At 70.8% G+C, this 17,051-nt stretch carries 16 protein-coding genes and 1 pseudogene; 10 read left to right on the top strand and 7 right to left on the bottom strand.

The features are described 5' to 3' along the window. Window positions 1-650 precede the first annotated feature (650 nt). Both I004_RS0105035 and I004_RS0105040 read left to right on the top strand, forming a co-directional pair. Window positions 651-1,085, top strand: coding sequence for a subtilase-type protease inhibitor (locus I004_RS0105035; RefSeq protein ID WP_028434574.1), 435 nt, complete (start codon window positions 651-653; stop codon window positions 1,083-1,085). A gap of 131 nt (window positions 1,086-1,216) precedes the next feature. Then, the gene (locus tag I004_RS0105040) at window positions 1,217-2,572 is read left to right on the top strand and encodes a phytase (RefSeq protein ID WP_199779327.1); all 1,356 of its coding nucleotides are present in this window, start codon (window positions 1,217-1,219) and stop codon (window positions 2,570-2,572) included. A gap of 194 nt (window positions 2,573-2,766) precedes the next feature. Here I004_RS0105040 and I004_RS0105045 read toward each other — a convergent pair whose 3' ends face one another. Continuing rightward, window positions 2,767-3,279, bottom strand: a complete 513-nt coding sequence (locus I004_RS0105045) for a winged helix-turn-helix domain-containing protein (RefSeq protein WP_028434576.1) — start codon at window positions 3,277-3,279, stop codon at window positions 2,767-2,769. Window positions 3,280-3,347: 68 nt separating this feature from the next. On the opposite strand from I004_RS0105045, the gene I004_RS32335 reads away from it, so the two are divergent. The 3 genes from I004_RS32335 (at window position 3,348) to I004_RS0105060 (ending at window position 6,008) form a co-directional block, all read left to right on the top strand. Continuing rightward, window positions 3,348-4,670, top strand: coding sequence for an MFS transporter (locus I004_RS32335; RefSeq protein ID WP_051344722.1), 1,323 nt, complete (start codon window positions 3,348-3,350; stop codon window positions 4,668-4,670). Beyond that, entirely contained in the window at window positions 4,657-5,148 is a 492-nt protein-coding gene (locus I004_RS0105055) for a GNAT family N-acetyltransferase (RefSeq protein WP_028434577.1), read from the top strand. The genes I004_RS32335 and I004_RS0105055 overlap by 14 nt, the downstream gene beginning before the upstream one ends. A gap of 173 nt (window positions 5,149-5,321) precedes the next feature. Continuing rightward, the gene (locus I004_RS0105060) at window positions 5,322-6,008 is read left to right on the top strand and encodes a histone deacetylase (RefSeq protein ID WP_486579744.1); all 687 of its coding nucleotides are present in this window, start codon (window positions 5,322-5,324) and stop codon (window positions 6,006-6,008) included. 712 nt (window positions 6,009-6,720) lie between these two features. Here I004_RS0105060 and ribA read toward each other — a convergent pair. Continuing rightward, window positions 6,721-7,377, bottom strand: a complete 657-nt coding sequence (ribA, locus tag I004_RS0105065) for a GTP cyclohydrolase II (RefSeq protein ID WP_037975026.1) — start codon at window positions 7,375-7,377, stop codon at window positions 6,721-6,723. A 141-nt stretch (window positions 7,378-7,518) separates the two neighbouring features. Beyond that, window positions 7,519-8,310: a CDP-alcohol phosphatidyltransferase family protein gene (locus tag I004_RS32340; protein WP_078510837.1), complete on the bottom strand. Its 792-nt coding sequence runs from the start codon at window positions 8,308-8,310 to the stop codon at window positions 7,519-7,521. Between the two features lie 107 nt (window positions 8,311-8,417). Here I004_RS32340 and I004_RS0105075 point away from each other — a divergent pair, with 107 nt between their 5' ends. From I004_RS0105075 to I004_RS40160, 5 genes and pseudogenes are all read left to right on the top strand, one after another. After that, window positions 8,418-9,431: a zinc-dependent alcohol dehydrogenase gene (locus I004_RS0105075; protein WP_028434580.1), complete on the top strand. Its 1,014-nt coding sequence runs from the start codon at window positions 8,418-8,420 to the stop codon at window positions 9,429-9,431. A 72-nt stretch (window positions 9,432-9,503) separates the two neighbouring features. After that, entirely contained in the window at window positions 9,504-9,902 is a 399-nt protein-coding gene (locus tag I004_RS0105080) for a 6-pyruvoyl trahydropterin synthase family protein (protein WP_028434581.1), read from the top strand. Next, complete coding sequence (locus I004_RS0105085; protein ID WP_037975028.1) at window positions 9,875-10,999, top strand: glycosyltransferase family 4 protein; 1,125 nt, start codon at window positions 9,875-9,877, stop codon at window positions 10,997-10,999. The genes I004_RS0105080 and I004_RS0105085 overlap by 28 nt, the downstream gene beginning before the upstream one ends. 11 nt (window positions 11,000-11,010) lie before the next feature. After that, on the top strand, window positions 11,011-11,874 hold the full coding sequence (locus tag I004_RS0105090) for a class I SAM-dependent methyltransferase (RefSeq protein WP_028434583.1): 864 nt from the start codon (window positions 11,011-11,013) through the stop codon (window positions 11,872-11,874). After that, a pseudogene (locus tag I004_RS40160) lies at window positions 11,871-12,692 on the top strand (lysylphosphatidylglycerol synthase transmembrane domain-containing protein); the annotation flags it as partial. The gene I004_RS0105090 and the pseudogene I004_RS40160, both read left to right, overlap by 4 nt. Before the next feature lie 105 nt (window positions 12,693-12,797). On the opposite strand, the gene I004_RS38000 reads toward I004_RS40160, so the two are convergent. From I004_RS38000 to I004_RS32355, 4 genes are all read right to left on the bottom strand, one after another. Then, window positions 12,798-13,712, bottom strand: a complete 915-nt coding sequence (locus I004_RS38000) for a RibD family protein (RefSeq protein WP_486579745.1) — start codon at window positions 13,710-13,712, stop codon at window positions 12,798-12,800. Beyond that, entirely contained in the window at window positions 13,709-14,440 is a 732-nt protein-coding gene (locus I004_RS0105100; RefSeq protein WP_028434584.1) for a creatininase family protein, read from the bottom strand. Before I004_RS0105100 ends, I004_RS38000 begins: the two co-directional genes overlap by 4 nt. Before the next feature lie 153 nt (window positions 14,441-14,593). Beyond that, window positions 14,594-15,847 carry an alpha-hydroxy acid oxidase gene (locus tag I004_RS32350; protein ID WP_051344723.1) on the bottom strand — a complete coding sequence of 418 codons (1,254 nt, stop codon included), beginning with the start codon at window positions 15,845-15,847 and terminating at the stop codon, window positions 14,594-14,596. Further along, window positions 15,844-16,977, bottom strand: a complete 1,134-nt coding sequence (locus I004_RS32355; protein ID WP_078510838.1) for an L-idonate 5-dehydrogenase — start codon at window positions 16,975-16,977, stop codon at window positions 15,844-15,846. The genes I004_RS32350 and I004_RS32355 overlap by 4 nt, the downstream gene beginning before the upstream one ends. Window positions 16,978-17,051: the final 74 nt, after the last annotated feature.

Here is a 17,051-nt window from a genome sequence, read left to right on the forward strand (position 1 = left end):
CCGCGCCTGGATGTGCCCGCACACACGGGAGGTTCACCGGAAGTCGCGGGACTCAGGTCGTGACGTCCCGACGGATACGGGGCCGCGGGGGCACGGGGTGACGCGCCGTAATCCCAGTCAACAGGTGATCACTGGACGCGTGAAAGCTCTTCACGGAGAACCGGCTGGAATCCGACGGGACGAGACAGCGAAATACCGGACGTCGAGCCCGCATTCCGCACGGAGGGCTTTTGCGGAATGTCGGTTCATGTCCGTGCTGACGAACCCGGATCCCACGGCGATGACGCACCGCTCTCAGCGCAGGTCTGCCCTGCTGAACCCCCGGAGAGCCGTGCCGGACGGCAGTCGAGCCATCAGGACCGGCCCGCAGCGGCGCTTTCCAGCCGAGATGAGACGGCCGGGCAGGGTCCGGACCCGCATCTGCGCAGCTCAGGAAGAAGTTTCCGGTTGAACGACAACCGATTTGCCCTACATGACGGATACACCACCGATACCCGGACATCCGCGCCGACCTGGTCCTATAAGCCGTGGTGCGGGTTCGGCCGGGTAATCCGCGACTGGAAGTGATCGACCGACGTGCGTTCTCGCCCGTCTTACGCCAGGGTCCTGCCTGTCCGATATACGTGATCTCACATCAAGGAGTGCTCGATATGCGGTTCAGCGTCACGGTTCTGGGGACGGCGGCCACGGTCGCAGCAGGTTGCCTCGCCGGCCTCGGAGGCGGTGTCGCGCACGCGGCCCCCGCCGGCGCGGACAGCGTCTATGCACCGTCGGCACTCGTCCTGACCGTCGGCAAGGGCTCGGACGCGGCGACCTCCGCCGTCCAGCGTGCCGTGGTGCTGAACTGCGCTCCGACGGCGGGCGGCAGCCACCCCTCCGCCGCCCGGGCCTGCGCCGACGTGAACGCGGTCGACGGCCGGTTCCAGGAGCTCGTGGCGGCCGGGACGCCCGGGATGTGCACGAGAATCTGGGACCCGGTCGTCGTCACCGCGGACGGCGTGTGGAAGGGCCAGCGAGTGTCCTGGCAGCACACCTACGGCAACTCGTGCTCGCAGAAGGCCGGCGGGAGCGTCTTCGACTTCTGATCCGTCAAGAAGCCGTCCCACACGCGGATGACGACGGCCATCGACTGATCGTGTGTCAGCCGCCCTGCGGTGGAAGGGAGTTCACCCTTCCACCGCAGGCTTGTCTTCCCGTGCCGATACCGAGGAGAGCTGTGAGACCTTCGACCGTCCGCCCCGTCACCGTCCGGAGTGCCGCGGCACTGGCCGCCTCACTGCTCGTCGCGACGGCGCCGGCCGCCCTGGCCGCCGGCGCTTCCGAGCCGGTTCCCACCACGGCCTCCGTCGAGACTCCGGCAGTCCACGACGACGAGGCGGGCGGCAACGCGGACGCTGACGACCCGGCGGTCTGGGTCCACCCGAAGGACTCGCGGCGCAGCCTGGTCGTGGGCACGCTCAAGGAGGCGGGTCTGGACGTGTACGGGCTGGACGGCCGCCGGCTGCAGCACATCGAGGCACCGCCCGCACCGGGTGAGGGCTCGGAGGCAGGGCGTTTCAACAACGTCGACATCGTCTACGGCTTCGAGCTGAACGGGCGCGCCACCGACCTGGCCCTCGTCAGCGACCGCGGCCGTGACCGGCTGCGTGCCTACGCGATCGACCCGGTGGCCGCCGCCGCGGGAAGCCCACCGCTGACCGACGTCACGGCGGCCGGAGCCGGTCCCGTCTTCGCCGCGGACGAGGAAGAGGTGGACGATCAGCACACTTCGTACGGACTGGCCGCGTACACGGAGGACGGCGACTCGTACGCGGTCGTCTCGCGGCGTGCCGAGACCCGGATGAAGCTGCTGAAGCTCAACGACGAGGACGGCCGCGTCGGTTACACGGCCGAGGACACGGCCGACCTGCCCGGCTCGTTCACGCTCCCGGACGGACAGTCGTGGGCTCCGTGCACGGACCCGGGAGAGGGCGCACAGGTCGAGGGGATGGCCGTCGACCAGGAGAAGCAGGTGCTCTACGCCGCGCAGGAGGACGTCGGTCTGTGGCGGATCGCCCTCGACGACGGCGAGTTCGAGGAGCCTTCGCTGTTCGAGAAGGTGCGGGAGTACGGCGTACCGTGGACGTATGACGAGGCGGACGAGGAGTGCGTGCTCGACACGGCGAACGACCCCGGGTACGGCGGCAAGAACCTGAGCGCCGACGCCGAGGGCCTCACCGTCTATCACGCCGCCGATGGCAAGGGATATGTGCTCGCCTCCAGCCAGGGCGACGACACCTTCGCGGTCTTCGGGCGCGGCGAACGCACCCCCTACCTCGGTTCGTTCAGGGTGACGGACGGCCCGGACACCGACGGCGTGCAGCAGTCCGATGGCGCGACGGTGCTCAACGTCCCGCTGGGCAAGGCGTTTCCGAAGGGCGTGCTCGTCACACACGACGGCGAGGCAACCCCGGCCGAAGGCGAACGGAAGGGCACCGACTTCAAGTTCGTCAGGTGGGACCGCCTCGCTGCCGCCTTCCCGGAATCACTGATCGTCGACACGGAATCGTTCGACCCGCGCGACCCGGACTGAGGGCGAACCGGACTGAGGGCGCCCGGCCCGGGCCCCGGTTCAGCCGGCGGACTTGAGGGCGACGCCCGCCCAGACGGGATGGTGGTGCCGTCCAGCAGGTCGCGGTCGCCGGCTTCGATGTCGACCACCTCGGGGCGCGCGTGCGCGCACCGTCAGGCAGAACAGGCCATGCACGGACGGCTCTCAGGGGTGGCTCAGCCCTCCCCCTCCTCACACATGGGAAACGCCATCAAGGTGAGGCCGACGCGGGTGGTGTCCGGGGTGCGCGGCGGACGCGCGGCGTCGTGGAGTTCCATGGCCAGGTCCGCCAGACGTCTGCGCACGTCCTCCCACACCCGGGGATCCACCCACAACTCGGCGTCGGTGGTGACACCTTCGCCCTCAGGGTCACGCTGCGTCGTCCTTTCACGCAGTGTGTGCGCCAGTGTCTCCGCCAGCATCGGTGCGCCCTCGCGCTGTTCGGAGAGCGGCGAGCCGTGCACAGCGCGGTAGCGGCGTTCGCGTCCGCCCCGCGTGTTCCGCTCCTCCGCCAACTCGACGAGGCCGACGGCGTCCAGGCGGCGCAGATGCTGACTGGACAGCGCATGCGAGATGCCCAGTTCGCGGGCGAGTTCGGCGGCGGACATGGGCCCGGGCCACATGAGCGTCATCATGCGCAGCCGGACCGGATGGGCGAGAGCGCGCAGCACGGGGTCGACGGCGGTCACGCAGGCCAGTAAAGCGCATGGGACCGGCGAGGCCTGCGCCCACTACCCCCAAGCAATTGATTGGGGGTATGTTCGTCCGCCGGGAGCGGGACGGGGGCGACGTGAGCTGGACGGTGATACGGGTCCTGCGGGACCGCAACGCGGGACTGTACCTGGGCGGGGTGGTCACCTCCGCCTTCGGGGACTCCGCGATGTCGCTCGCCGCCGGTGTCTGGGTGAAGACGCTGACCGGCTCCGACAGCCTTGCCGCGCTGGTGACTTTCTGCTTCTGGCTGCCCGCCCTCGCGGGCCCGGCGATCGGCGTGCCGGCCGACCGCTTCCGGCGCAGACCCCTCCTGGTGGTCACCAACCTGGTTCTGGCCGCGGTGCTGACCGTGCCGCTCGCGGTGCGTTCGCGTGAGCAGGTGTGGCTGTTGTTCGCGGTCCTTTTCCTCGTGGGCGCGGGGGCCGTGCTCTCGGACGCGGCGGAGACGGCGCTGTGCGCGGACGTCGTCCCCGAGAACCTCCGCGGCGATGTCAACGGTCTGGCGCGGACCGCTGTCGAGAGCGGGAAACTGTGCGCCCCGCTGGCCGGCGCCGGCCTGTTCGCGGCGTTCGGCGGGCATGCGGTGGCGCTGCTGGACTGCGCGACGTTCGTCCTCGCGGCAGCGGCCTTCGCAATGATCCGCGTGCACGAGCCCTCCCTCGGCACTGGGCCCTCAACAGCCCGTCCTCCGCTGCGCAGTTGGACGGCGGAGATGGCCGAGGGCATCCGATCCCTGTGGCAGCGGCGGGTGTTGCGCACTCTCGTGTGCGCGGGAGCCGCGGCGCTGACCGTCTCCGCCTTGAGCAGCACGGTGACGTTCGCGCTGCTCGATTCGGGGCTGCACCGTCCTCCCGTGTACGCGGGCGTGCTCACGGCGGCCCAGGGTCTCGGTTCGCTCGTCATCGGGCTCGCCGCGGGCTCGCTTCTGCGCCGCATGCCCGAACGCGCTTTCGCGGCAGCCGGGTTCGCCGCCTTCGCGCTGGGCTCGCTCGCCAGGGCGGCACCGTGGTGGCCGGTCGTGGTCGCCGGGAGTGTGCTCATCGGCGCCGGGCTGCCCTGTCCGCTCGTCGCGGCACTCACTGCTGTGCAACGGGAGGCCCCGAGCAGGATGATGGGCCGGATCGCCGCCACCGCGAACACGCTGATGTTCGCCCCGACAGGGATCGTGTTGCTGCTCGGCACCGCCATGGTGGCGGTCTTCGACTACCGGGTTCAGGTGCTCGCCGCCGGTGCTCTCGCCGTCGGCATGGTCGCGGCCCTGCTTCTGCCGGCTCGCGTCCGGCGGGAAGTCGCCGGGGCTGACGCCGCCGGTGAGGAGGCCGTGGCGCCCGCGGACGATCCGGGAGGGTCGCGTGCTGGAAACTGACAGGCTCGTACTGCGTCCCCTGACGCGACGTGACGTGGATGCGCTCGTCGACCTGCACGCGGACCCGCTCGTGAACCGGTTCGTCCCTGCCCACTCCCGTGAGCGGGCGCTGGCGCGGCTCGCCGAGATCGAGGAACAGTGGTCCGAGCGGGGACACGGTCTGTGCGCGGTCGAACTCAAGGCCACGGGCGAGTTCATCGGACGGTGCGGCCTCAACTACTGGCCGCAGTTCGACGAGGTGGAGGCGGGATGGACCTTCAGGCCCGCGGTGTGGGGCCGAGGCTACGCGACCGAAGCGGCGGCGGCGTCCGTGAGTTGGGGGTTCTCGCATCTCGGGCTCGGCTTCGTGACGGCGATGATCCACCCGGACAACGCCGCCTCGATGCGTGTGGCCGAGCGCCTCGGATTCACGCCCCGCCGCGACGATCTGCTCTTCGGCAATCCGGTGACGGTGTGGGCGCTGGACGCCCCGGCGTGAGGGCGCGAGTGGCGACGACCCCGCACAACGAAGAGATCCGCGCTGGTCGGACCCAGGTCGGCGCCGCATTCCGCCCGGCGTGACCAGGCACACTGTTCGCCGCGGCGCCCGTCCGGGTAGGTGCCGAGCGGCCGTCCCAGGCCTTTCAGCAGACCCGCACGGAAAGAGATCCAGTGATCATCCCTCGCCAGATGCCCCCGCCACGGCGGGAGTTCACCGCCCCGCGGCAGGTCTGGTATGCGGCGTTCGGCTCCAACATGCACCTCTCCCGCCTCAGTTGCTACTTGCGCGGCGGCCGTCCCGCGGGCGGCCTCAAGGCTCAGCCGGGCTGCCGTGATCCGCGGCCGCCTGAGCGTGCGTTGCCGGTCATGCTTCCGGGAGAGCTGTACTTCGCGCTGGAATCGCCGGTGTGGACGGGTGGCACGGCCTTCTACGACCCCGACGGTGAGGGACGTACCGCCGCCCGGGCCTGGCTCGTCACGGCCGGGCAGTTCTCCGACATCGCCGCGCAGGAGATGCGCCGCGAGCCGGGCACGGACCTGGATCTGCGTGAGGTGCTCTCCTCGGGCCGTGACCAGATGGGTCCGGGGCGGTACGAGACGCTGGTGTGTGCCGGCGTCATCGACGACCACCCCGTGCTGACGTTCACCGCTCCCTGGGGGCGCGGGAGCGTCGAGGGGAATCCCCCGGCCGACGCCTACCTCCAGCACCTGGCATCCGGGCTGGCGGAGTCGCACGGCTGGTCGCACGACCGCATCGCCGAGTATCTGGCCACGCGCCCGGGAGCCGAGGAGCACTGGAGCAGGGACGCTGTCGCCGGACTTCTGGAATCCCCCTCGGGCGAAGCAGTACGGGGCTGACCGCCCCGTTGAGGAAGGCCGCGACGGGCACTTCCCGGACGGTGGGGCCGAGGTCGTCCCGCGGGCACACCCGCAAACGCGGCAAGAAGTGGAAGCCGCGGATCATGGCGCATACGTTCCGGTGACCGACGGGTAACGCCGCCTCGGCACGAGCACGGTCCGCCTGGCCGGTTCTTGTCGCGGTGCGGTCCCGAAATCGCGGAGCCGCGCAGGTGATTGCTTTCACGGTCCCCGAATACGGGCGGGGTGGTTCTACGGCCGCCAATGCCGGGGCGGGCGATGCCCATTCGCACCGCTCCGCCGACGGTGTTCGCGCTTCACGAATCCAGGGGCGGTACAGGTGCCGGATGTCGCCTCGCGGATCGCAGGTGCATTCTCGTCACGATGACGCCGGAGCACACCGACAGGTACCGGGCGATGCCCGCCGTCAGCGGGTGGACAGAGGGCCGCGGAAGCGGTCGGAGGCGTCCTGGTCACCTGGAACGGAACTGGTGGTATGCCTGCTCCGGTCCCTCCGCGGCGGGCGCCGCCCGGCCCGGGAACGGCGGGCGGCTGCGCGCCCCGCAGCGATCCCGCAAACACACAGCAGCGGTTGGGAAGACGCAGCAATCCGGGGACCCGGCGTGTGGAATTGCGTCGGAAATGCAGCGCCGCCTCATGACGGTTGCGTCATGAGGCGGCAGCGGCAGTTGCGATGACGTACGTGACGGATTCAGCCGAGCAGACCGTCGAGATGAGGAAGGCTGTGGTCGAGTCTCTTCCGCTTGGCCAGCAGATACCGGTGGTTTTCCTTGTTCGGCGGAATCAGCAGCGGAATACGCTCGGCGATTGTGATGCCATTGGCCTCGAGGGCCTCCCGCTTTAGGGGATTGTTGGACAGCAGACGCACCGACTCGACGCCCAGATCGTTGAGGATTTCCACGGCGACCGTGTACTCGCGGTCATCGACCGGAAGGCCGAGTGCGAGATTGGCCTCCACAGTGTCGAGTCCTTCGGCCTGCTGCAGGTGCATCGCCTTCAGCTTCGCCAGCAGACCGATTCCACGGCCTTCGTGGCCCTGTATGTAGACGAGGATGCCGGAACCGTCCGCGACCATCATCCGCATCGCCGTGCCCAGCTGGTCTCCGCACTCGCAGTGGTTGGACCCGAACACCTCGCCGGTGAGGCACTCCGAATGCACACGCGTGAGTGCGCCGTGGGCCGCAATGTCACCGTGGACAAGCGCGACTTGCTCTTGGTTGGTGCGGCGGTCCATGTATCCGATGGCTCGGAATTCTCCATGGACCGTGGGCAGCCGGGCCTCCACCACCCTCTCGACAGCGGCGGTTTGCCGCGAGGAGCCGTTCACAGAGAGTTCCTGGTACGCCATGCGGCGAGCATACCCGCCGTTCAACTCCGCATCGGTTTTTTTAGGAGAATCGTCAACCGGGTTGCGTGTAGTGGCAATTGATTGCAGAGAGGGGGCGGGAATGTGTGCCTTACCGGGCATTTCGTCTTGCATGGTGGCGGATCAACCCCTGTGTGTGCCGGTCGCGGGCTTGCTGCCACCGTGTGAAACCACGGCGAGTTCGAGGGCGCCCTCCGCGATGACGGGCAGCGTGCGCACATGCCAGAGCCAAGCGATATCACGCCCGAAGGACCACACGAGAGCCGACAGCGCACCGCCCGCCACGAATACCGCGACCGATACGGGCAGCAGTCCGGATCCGGCCACCACCAGCGCGATGCCCTGGAGCGCCGCGACCGTCTTGCGGGCCCTGCTCGGCGGCAACGGCCCGCGCAGCCACGGCAGCACCCGCTGCGCGGCGAGGAACGCGTACCGGATGGCACCTATCGCCAGCACCCACAGGCCGACGAACAGGCCGACGTAGGCACTGAGCACGAGTATCAGGAACGCGTCGACCTCCATGTCGAAGCGTGCGCCGAGCGCCGAGGCCGTCCCCGTGCGCCGCGCCACCAGCCCGTCCACGAAGTCGAGTACGAGCGCCGTGCTGGCCACGATCGCGACGACCACCATGGAGGCGTCCTGCCCCTGGTCCGCCACGAGCGCTGCCGTGCCCCCGGCGAGGACCGCTCTGCTGAGCGTCACCAGGTCCGCCGGTCCCAGCGCGGCCTTCCCCGAACGCAGCAGGATGAGGCAGACGGCCACGCCGCAGGCCGTCCCGACAACCCAGCCGACCGGCCCGAGTCCGGTCACGCTCCACAGCAACCCCAGGAGCACCAACTGCCCGGCCATTCCGGTCGAAGTCTGCAGTTTCAGCTGGTCAGTGGCCCGGTCGTCCTGCCTGTGCTGGTTCCCCATCACGCCTCCAGGTGCATATGGCGGAGTCGAAGGGGGCTGATTATGGTACGAGTGGCCTCTGAGATGTGAAGGCTTAGCAGTTGTCGTCATACCTGGAGGACACATAGATGGAGCGCACCGCCCACGCCTACTGGCTGCGCTCCCCGGGTTCAGGTGAGATCCGCTCCGTGTCGCTGGATCCTCCCGGGCCGGGTGACGTCCTTGTCCGCACGCTCTGTTCGGGCGTCAGCCGCGGAACGGAGACCCTCGTCTTCGACGGACGTGTGCCGGAGAACCAGTACGGGGTGATGCGGGCCCCCTTCCAGGAGGGCGACTTCCCCGGGCCGGTCAAGTACGGCTACCTCAGTGTCGGCGTGGTCGAGGAGTGCGGGGAGGGCGCCGACCCGGGGCTCATGGGCCGCACCGTCTTCTGCCTCTACCCCCACCAGACGCGGTACGTGGTGCCCGCGGACGCCGTGACGCCCGTACCCGAACCGGTGCCCGCGAGGCGTGCGGTGCTCGCCGGGACGGTGGAGACGGCCGTGAACGCCGTGTGGGACGCCGCTCCCTCGCTGGGGGACCGGATCGCGGTCGTCGGTGCGGGGATGGTGGGCTCCTGCGTGGCCTCCGTGCTCTCCCGTTTCCCCGCCGCACGCGTGGAGTTGATCGACGCCGATCCCGGTCGGGCAGCGGTCGCCGAGGCACTCGGCGTCCCCTTCGCCCTGCCCTCTGATGCCGCCGGGGAGTGCGACATCGTCGTGCACGCCAGCGCGTCCCAGGAGGGGCTCACCAGATCCCTCGAACTGCTCGCGGCGGACGGGGAGATCATCGAACTCAGCTGGTACGGCGACCGCCGGATCAGCATCCCGCTGGGAGAGTCCTTCCACTCGCGGCGGCTCACGCTGCGCAGCAGCCAGGTGGGCGCACTGCCGCCGTCGCGCCGGGCCCGCCGCACCTTCGCCGACCGGATGTCGCTCGCGCTCGACCTCCTCGCCGATCCCGCACTGGAGACCCTGCTGACCGGCGAGTCCCGGTTCGCCGAACTTCCCGAGGTGATGCCGCGCATCGCGGACGGGCGGCTGCCCGCCCTGTGCCACCTCATCACCTACGACACCGACGCCGACGAGACGCGGGCCGGCTGAGCACAACGAGCCCGCCGAGCACCAGGAACCGCCTGTACGGGGACGTACGGGCACATACAGGAAAGTGAGCCGATGTACAGCATCACCGTTCGTGACCACATGATGATCGCCCACAGCTTCCGTGGTGACGTCTTCGGCCCGGCACAGCGCCTGCACGGTGCGACGTTCCTCGTGGACGCCACCTTCCGGCGCCCCGAACTCGACGCCGACGGCATCGTCGTGGACATCGGTGCCGCCACGCAGGAACTCGGTTCCGTCCTCGCGGACCTCAACTACCGCAACCTCGACGAGGAACCGGACTTCGCCGGGATCAACACGTCCACGGAGATGCTGGCCAGGGTCGTCGCCGACCGGATCGCCGAGAGGATCCACGCGGGGGCGCTGGGCGAGGGCGCCCGCGGCCTGGAGGGCATCTCCGTGACGCTGCACGAGTCGCATGTCGCATGGGCGAGCTACGAGCGATCGCTTTGAACGACGAGGACGGCCCGTCCGCACGGCGCGTCCATGTGGTGATGCCCGGCGACGTCGGTGATCCACGCTCTGTGAGCGGCGGCAACAACTACGACCTGCGCATCTGCCGCGAGCTGGGCGCGGCGGGCACTTTCGTGGACGAGAGAGTCGTCGCGGGGACGTGGCCCCGGCCGGGCACGGCCTCGCGTGCCGAACTGGCCGCCCTGCTGGAGGAGTTGCCCGACGGGGCTGTCGTGCTCGTCGACGGGCTGGTCGCCTGCGGCGTGCCGGACGTCGTCGTGCCGCACGCCCGCAGACTGCGCCTGGCGGTGCTGGTGCATCTGCCGCTCGCGGACGAGACGGGCCTCGGCGCCGCGGAGGCGGCGGAGCGCGAGCAGCTGGAGCGGCAGACCCTGCACGCGGCGGCCGCCGTCGTCGTGACCAGCGACTGGGCGGCGCACGACGTCGCCGCCCGGCACGGACTGGATGCGGACCGCGTCCACTCCGTACTCCCCGGCACCGATCCGGCGCCGCTCGCGCGCGGCACGGACGGCGCCTCGCGGCTGCTGTGCGTCGCGGCGCTCACACCGCGCAAGGGCCAGGATCTGCTCGTCGAGGCGCTCGCCGGTCTCCGCGATCTGCAGTGGACGTGCGAGCTGACCGGTCCGCTGGACCGCGCTCCAGGGTTCGTGGCGGAGGTTCGCCGCCGCATCGCCGATCACGGGCTGGCGGAGCGGGTGCATCTGACCGGTCCTCGGCAGGGCGACGAATTGGCGGCCGCGTACGATTCCGCGGACCTCTTCGTGCTCGCGTCCCACACGGAGACCTACGGCATGGTGCTCACCGAGGCGCTCGCCCGCGGCATCCCCGTGGTCGCCATCGAGGCCGGCGCCGTGCCCCACACCGTCGGCACCGCACCCGACGGGAGCATTCCCGGCATTCTGGTCACTTCGCGCGATACCGCAGCTCTAACCGCTGCGCTGCGTGGATGGCTGGAAGATCCAGGAATTCGTTCGCATCTGACAACATCCGCCCGCGGGCGACGCGCCAAGCTGCAAGGTTGGGCCGAAAGCTCTCGTCAGCTTGCCGAAGTGCTGGAGCACATTCGGCTCGAATAACGGAGTGGCGCTTGAACACTGTCGGCTCGCCCCGCTACGCCCCCGAGTGGCTCGCGCTGCGCGAGGACGCGGATGCCCGCGCCCGCTCCGAGCAGCTCCTCGGGCCTCTGCACGACTTCCTCGCGGACACCACCGCGTCGGGCGGGCTGCTGACAGTTCACGATCTGGGATGCGGCACCGGTTCGATGGGACGGTGGCTCTCCGCGCGTCTGACCGGTCCTCAGCGCTGGTTCATGCACGACCGCGACCCGGCACTGCTGGAGAACATCGCCGCCCGGATGCCGCGGGAGGCCGCGGACGGCACTCCGCTCGAGGTGGTGCCGCAGCAGCGCGACATCACCCGGCTGACCGGCGACGACCTTGCCGGCACCACGCTGGTGACCGCCTCCGCCCTGCTGGACCTGCTGACCGCCGAGGAGTTGGAGTCGCTGGCGGCGAGCTGCGCCTCGGCGGGCTGCGCGGTGCTGCTGGCGCTGTCCGTGGACGGACAGGTGGAGATCGAGCCGTCCGATCCGCTGGACGAGGAGTTCGCCGCGGCCTTCGACGCCCACCAGCGCCGCACCGACAGCGGACGCAGGCTGCTCGGTCCGGACGCCGTCGAGGCGGCGACGGCCGCCTTCGAGCGCAACGGCGCCACCGTGCTCACGCACTCCAGCCCGTGGCGGCTCGGCCCCGACGACAGGGGGCTCACCGCGCAGTGGCTGCTGGGGTGGGTCGCGGCGGCATGTGCGCAGGAGCCGTCGCTGGAGGCGGCCAGCGAGGAGTACTTGCGGCGCAGACTCGACGCGTGCGAAGCGGGCGAGCTGCGAGCCGTGGTCCACCACCGCGATCTGCTGGCCCTTCCCGAGAGGCATGCCGGGACTGCTTCCATATGAAGGGCACTCTCTGGCGCCGGCTGCGCGCACCCATAGCACTGATCATCCTCGGCGTGGTGGTCCACAAGCTGGGAACCTCGGCTCTGCTGGGGGCCCTTGACCGCATCGACGCACAGGCGGTCGTGATCACCTTCGCCCTCAGCGTTCCCGCGACCGTCTTCAGCGCATGGCGCTGGCGTCTCGTGGCGGGGCGGCTCGGAATCAGTCTGCCGCTGCGCACGGCCGTGGCCGACTACTACCAGGCGCTGTTCCTCAACGCGACGCTGCCGTCGGGCGTCCTGGGCGATGTGCACCGTGCCGTCCGCAACGGCCGCGAAGCCGGCGACGTCGCGCGGGGTGTACGCGCGGTGATATTGGAACGCACCGCGGGGCAGGCCGTCATCGTGGCCGCGGGTGTCGTGGTGCTCGTGGCCGCGCCCCCTCCCCTGCCGGTGCTGGACGCCCTGGAGGTGCCGCTCGCCACGGCTGCCCTCGCGCTGTGCGTGGTGGCGGCCGTCGCCGGGGCCTTCCTCGCGGGACGGGGCGGGCGCGCCGCGAAGTGGCGGCGCGACCTGGGCATCTTCCTCATCGACGCGAAGGCGGCGCTCTTCGCCCGGGAGAGCTGGCCGGCGGTGCTCGGCCTGTCCACTCTCGCGCTGGCAGGGTACCTGGGGCTCTTCCTGGCCTCGGCGCGGGTGGCAGGTTCGACCGCGCCGCTCACCGCGCTGGTTCCGCCGCTGCTCATGGCGCTGCTGGTGATGGCGCTGCCCGTCAACGTCGGCGGCTGGGGTCCGCGCGAAGGCATGTGTGCGCTGGCGTTCGGCGCGGCGGGTCTGGGCGCGGCACAGGGGCTGGCTTCCGCGGTGGTGTACGGGGCGCTGGCGCTGCTGTCCAGTCTGCCGGGGGCCGGCGTGCTGGTCTGCCGTCTCCTTGCCGCGCGGCGTTCAGGCCGTGCCGTCGAGGAGGTCCAGGAGGTCGAGTTCGAAGAGCATGTCCGCGCCGAGGGGGAAGGCACGGGTCCGGGGGCGCAGGGCCTCCCCCATCCGTACGGGCCCTGGGAAGCGGAGCCCGGGTACGCCGTCTCCGAGGAGAACCGGCGCGACCGTGACGTACAGCCGGTGCAGCACTTCCGCGCGCAGGAACCCGGACACCGTCGCGCCGCCGCCCTCGACAAGTATCCGGCCAAGGCCGCGGCGGGCGAGGGTCTCCAGTACTAGCCGCGGCTCGAACCCCGCGTCGCCGCGCGGGAGTTCGACGACTTCCTCGTCTCCTCGGCCGGACGCGGCGGTGTCTCCGCCCGCGCCGACCAGCCGAAGTGTCGGTGCCAGCCCGTCGGTGAAGACCCGCGCCCCGGGGGTCTCGTGCCCCGTCCTGCCGCGCGGGTCGAGCACGACGCGCACGGGGTTGGTGCCGGTGCAGGCACGCACCGTCAGCTGCGGATCGTCGGCGATCGTGGTGCCCGCCCCGACGAGCACCGCGTCGCACAGGGCACGCAGCCGGTGCAGGTGGAGGCGGTCCTCTTCTCCGGTTACGTAATTGGAGTGGCCGGTGCGTGTGGCGATGAAGCCGTCGACGCTCTGGCCGAGCTGGGCGAAGGCGAAGTCGGACCCGCCCAGGCAGAGAGGCGTGTAGAGCGAGGCGAGCGTGTCCGCCTCGGGCGAGGCGGGCGCGCGCCAGCGCCACACGCCGTCCTCACCGCGCACGAGTCCTGCCCGGTCGGCCTCGTCGGCCGTGCGCACGCCCAGCAGCTTCTCCCATGCCGCTTCGGCTTCCTGAACGGCGGCGGAGCCGTTGCCGGTGCTGCCGGAGGGTATGTGCCCGCCCGGCTGTGCCCCTGCGGGCTGCCCTGCCGCCGTCACCACGACTCCAGGACGCGCAGATGGTCGGCGAAGGCACCGGCGAGCGCGGTGAGCACCTCGTCGCCCTTGCGGGCCGTGGCGAGCGAGGGCCTGCCGACCACTCCTGACTCGGTGTAGGGGCCGAGCCCGAGTGTGTGCAGGTGCCTGCGGTCGTCGCTGATCAGGTCGGAGGTCTCGTAGCCCTCGCGTACGCAGTCGGGGCGGGTGTGCAGCAGGATCGACGTCTCCAGTTCACCGGCGTGCATGTCGCTGCGCCCCGGGGTCTCGATGCCGGCCTTGGCGGAGGCCTCGTCCCAGTCCGCGCCGACGGGGAAGAGCGCCATGTGGTGCCCCTCGGCGGTGGCCTCCTGCACGACGTTCCGCAGCACGTAGTTGCCGCCGTGGCCGTTCACCAGCACCAGACCGGGCACGCCCGAGCGGCGCAGTGAGTCGGCGATGTCCCGTACGACGGCGATCAGGGTGGCGGCCGTGATGCTCACCGTGCCGGGCCACCGGGCGTGCTCCTGCGAGCAGGAGACCGTCAGCGGCGGAAGCAGCTGCACGGGGTACGCGGCGGCGACGCGCTCGGCCACGGAGCAGGCGATCAGCGTGTCCGTGGACAGCGGCAGATACGGCCCGTGCTGTTCGTAGCTACCGACGGGCAGAAGAGCCACCGTGGCCTTGCGCTCGGCCGCGTCGCCGGTCGTCTCCGTGGGCAGCGCGCGGACGGCGTGGGCAGGGGTGTCCATGGGTGGTCGTTTCCTCCGGTGCGGTGCGCCGGCGCGGCACCGCTCGGAAGCGGCGCGCGCGGCGGGCTGCTCGTGCGCCGCGATCACGCTTCCACAGAAACTCCACAGCCACCAGTCCCGGTGGTCAGGCCGCCGCGACGCCGCACCGTCCGCTCAGCTCTTCGTGTCCGATACGACCGGAACGCGCCTGGTCATCAACCGGACGTGGTCCGGGCCGAGTTCGGAGACGCTGGTGACGCCCAGCAGTTTCATGGTCCGTTCGACCTCGGCGGAGAGGATGCCGATGGCGTGGGCCACCCCCGCTTCGCCGCCGGCCATGAGGCCGTAGAGGTAGGCGCGGCCGACGAGCGCGAAGTCGGCTCCCAGGGCCAGCGCCGCCACGATGTCGCCGCCGTTCATGATCCCCGTGTCCAGCATCACGGTGCCCCGCTCCCCCACAGCCTCCGCGATGCCTGGCAGCAGGTGCAGCGGGACGGGTGCCCGGTCCAGCTGGCGGCCGCCGTGGTTGGAGACGATCACGCCGTCCGCGCCGTGGGCCATGACGGCCTCGGCGTCGCGCACGGTCTGGATGCCCTTCACCATGATCGGGCCGTCCCACACCTCCCGTATCCACTCCAGGTCCTCGAAGGTGACGGTCGGGTCGTAGAGCTTGCTGACGAGTTCGGTCAGGGCGCCGTGGCCGTCCTTGTCGAAGGCGAAGGTGTAGGGCTCGGTGGTCAGGAAGTTCAGCCACCACTCCCAGCGGTACGAGGCGTCGAGGAACGTCCTGAGCGTCAGCTGGGGCGGAATCGTCATGCCGTTGCGAAGGTCGCGCAGGCGATTCCCGTTCACGGGCACGTCGACGGTGACGATGAGCGCCTCGTAGCCCGCGGCCTTGGCGTTCGCCACGAGCTCGCGCGAGAGGTCGCGGTCGCGCCACAGGTACAGCTGGAACCACTTGCGGGCCGAGGGCGCCGTCTCGGCGACCTGTTCGATCGAGGTGGTGCCCACGGTGGACAGCGCGTACGGGATCCCCGCCCGCTCGGCCGCCGCGACGACGGCACGTTCGCCTGCGGAGTGCATCATGCGGGTGAAGCCCGTGGGCGCGAGGCCGAAGGGCTGTTCCGAGCGTCCGCCGAGCACAGTGGTGGCGGTGTCGGCGCTGTCGACGTTGCGCAGGACGCCCGGCCTGAACTCCAGGTCCTCGAATGCCTCCCGGGCCCTGCGCACGCCGACCTCGCCGTCGGCGGCGCCGTCGGTGTAGTCGAAAGGGCCCGCCGGTGTGCGGCGCTTCGCGATGCGCCGCAGGTCCCAGATGGTGTGGGCGTCGGCCAGCCTGCGCTCCACGGCTCCCTTGTGCCGGGTCTTCAGCTTCAGCAGCGGCGCCAGGTCCTTGGGTCGCGGGAGTCGCCGTTCGAGTCGCGTCATGGGGCTGCTCTCCGTGTTGTGCGGGTCGTGCTGTCGGGGCCCGCGGCGGACGCCGCGGCCGTCTGTGCAGGTCCTTCGTTCTCAACGGTGCCGCATGCGGCCTCGGGCGAGGTGTCCTCACCGTCGAGCAGCAGGACGACCTTGCCGGGCACCGCCGGATCGGCGGCCGCCTCCATCGCCTCGACCGCGTCACGCAGCGGGAAGCTGCGCGTGACGACGGCCTCGAGGCGGTCGGACGAGGCGAGCATGGCCAGGGCGTTGCCGAGCTCGTGCTCGAAGCGGAATGTGCCGCGCAGTTCGATCTCCTTCGCGACGACGGGACCGAAGGGGACCCTGACGGGCTCCGCGGGGGCGGAGCCCAGCTGAACCAACACGCCTCGTCTGCGTATCGCGCCCATCACGGCCGCGGGCGCGGAGGGAGCACCCGACGCCTCGACGACGACGTCGAAGTGCTCCTCGGGCAGCGTGTCCTGGCCGATCAGGACGGTGGTGCCGGCCCCGGCACGCTCGGCGATGCGCAGCTGTGGTTCGCGGACGTCGCTCGCCCACACCTCCTCGGCGCCCCAGGCCACGGCGGCTCCCGCGGTCAGCGCCCCGATCGGCCCCGCCCCGTTGACGAGGACGCGTGCCCCGGCGACTCCGCCCGCCCGGTTGAGGGCGTGGAGCGCCACGGCGAGAGGTTCTGCCAGTACGGCTCTGGAGAGGGGCAGCCCGTCCGGCAGCACGTGCAGTCGGCCGGAGGGGACGGCCAGCTGCCCGGTGAAGCCGCCCTGGGTGTGCGGGAACGTGGCCGCCGATCCCAAGTAGCGCGTGTCGCGGCAGACTTGGGGATGGCCCTCGCGGCACTCCTGGCAGCTGCCGCACGAGGTTCCGGGGTGGATGGCCACTGGCGTCCCCGGGCGGAGCCGCCCTTCCGGGTCCTCGGCGACCTTTCCCACCACTTCGTGGCCGAGGGCAAGGGGCTCACGTATCGCGAAGGAACCCACCGCGCCCTCGCGGTAGTAGTGCAGGTCCGAGCCGCAGATGCCGCCGTGGGTCATCGCCACGAGCACGTCGCCCGGCTCCGGGACGGGAGCGGGACGCTCCTCGACCCGCAGATCACCCGCAGCGTGCACGACAGCGGTCCGCACCGCGCACCTCCTTCCCTCCGCTCCTGCGAGGCTTCGTCCTGTCCGTTCTCCGCGTGCTTCGCGTTCGTCCCAGC

The organism is Streptomyces sp. TAA486 (assembly GCF_000426165.1).

Coding starts and splice junctions, on each gene's coding strand:
- I004_RS0105035 (WP_028434574.1), top strand. CDS start 651: ATGCGGTTCAGCGTCACGGTTCTGGGGACGGCGGCCACGGTCGCAGCA.
- I004_RS32335 (WP_051344722.1), top strand. CDS start 3,348: ATGTTCGTCCGCCGGGAGCGGGACGGGGGCGACGTGAGCTGGACGGTG.
- ribA (WP_037975026.1), bottom strand. CDS start 7,377: ATGGCGTACCAGGAACTCTCTGTGAACGGCTCCTCGCGGCAAACCGCC.
- I004_RS32340 (WP_078510837.1), bottom strand. CDS start 8,310: ATGGGGAACCAGCACAGGCAGGACGACCGGGCCACTGACCAGCTGAAA.
- I004_RS0105075 (WP_028434580.1), top strand. CDS start 8,418: ATGGAGCGCACCGCCCACGCCTACTGGCTGCGCTCCCCGGGTTCAGGT.
- I004_RS0105080 (WP_028434581.1), top strand. CDS start 9,504: ATGTACAGCATCACCGTTCGTGACCACATGATGATCGCCCACAGCTTC.
- I004_RS0105085 (WP_037975028.1), top strand. CDS start 9,875: ATGGGCGAGCTACGAGCGATCGCTTTGAACGACGAGGACGGCCCGTCC.
- I004_RS0105100 (WP_028434584.1), bottom strand. CDS start 14,440: ATGGACACCCCTGCCCACGCCGTCCGCGCGCTGCCCACGGAGACGACC.
- I004_RS32350 (WP_051344723.1), bottom strand. CDS start 15,847: ATGACGCGACTCGAACGGCGACTCCCGCGACCCAAGGACCTGGCGCCG.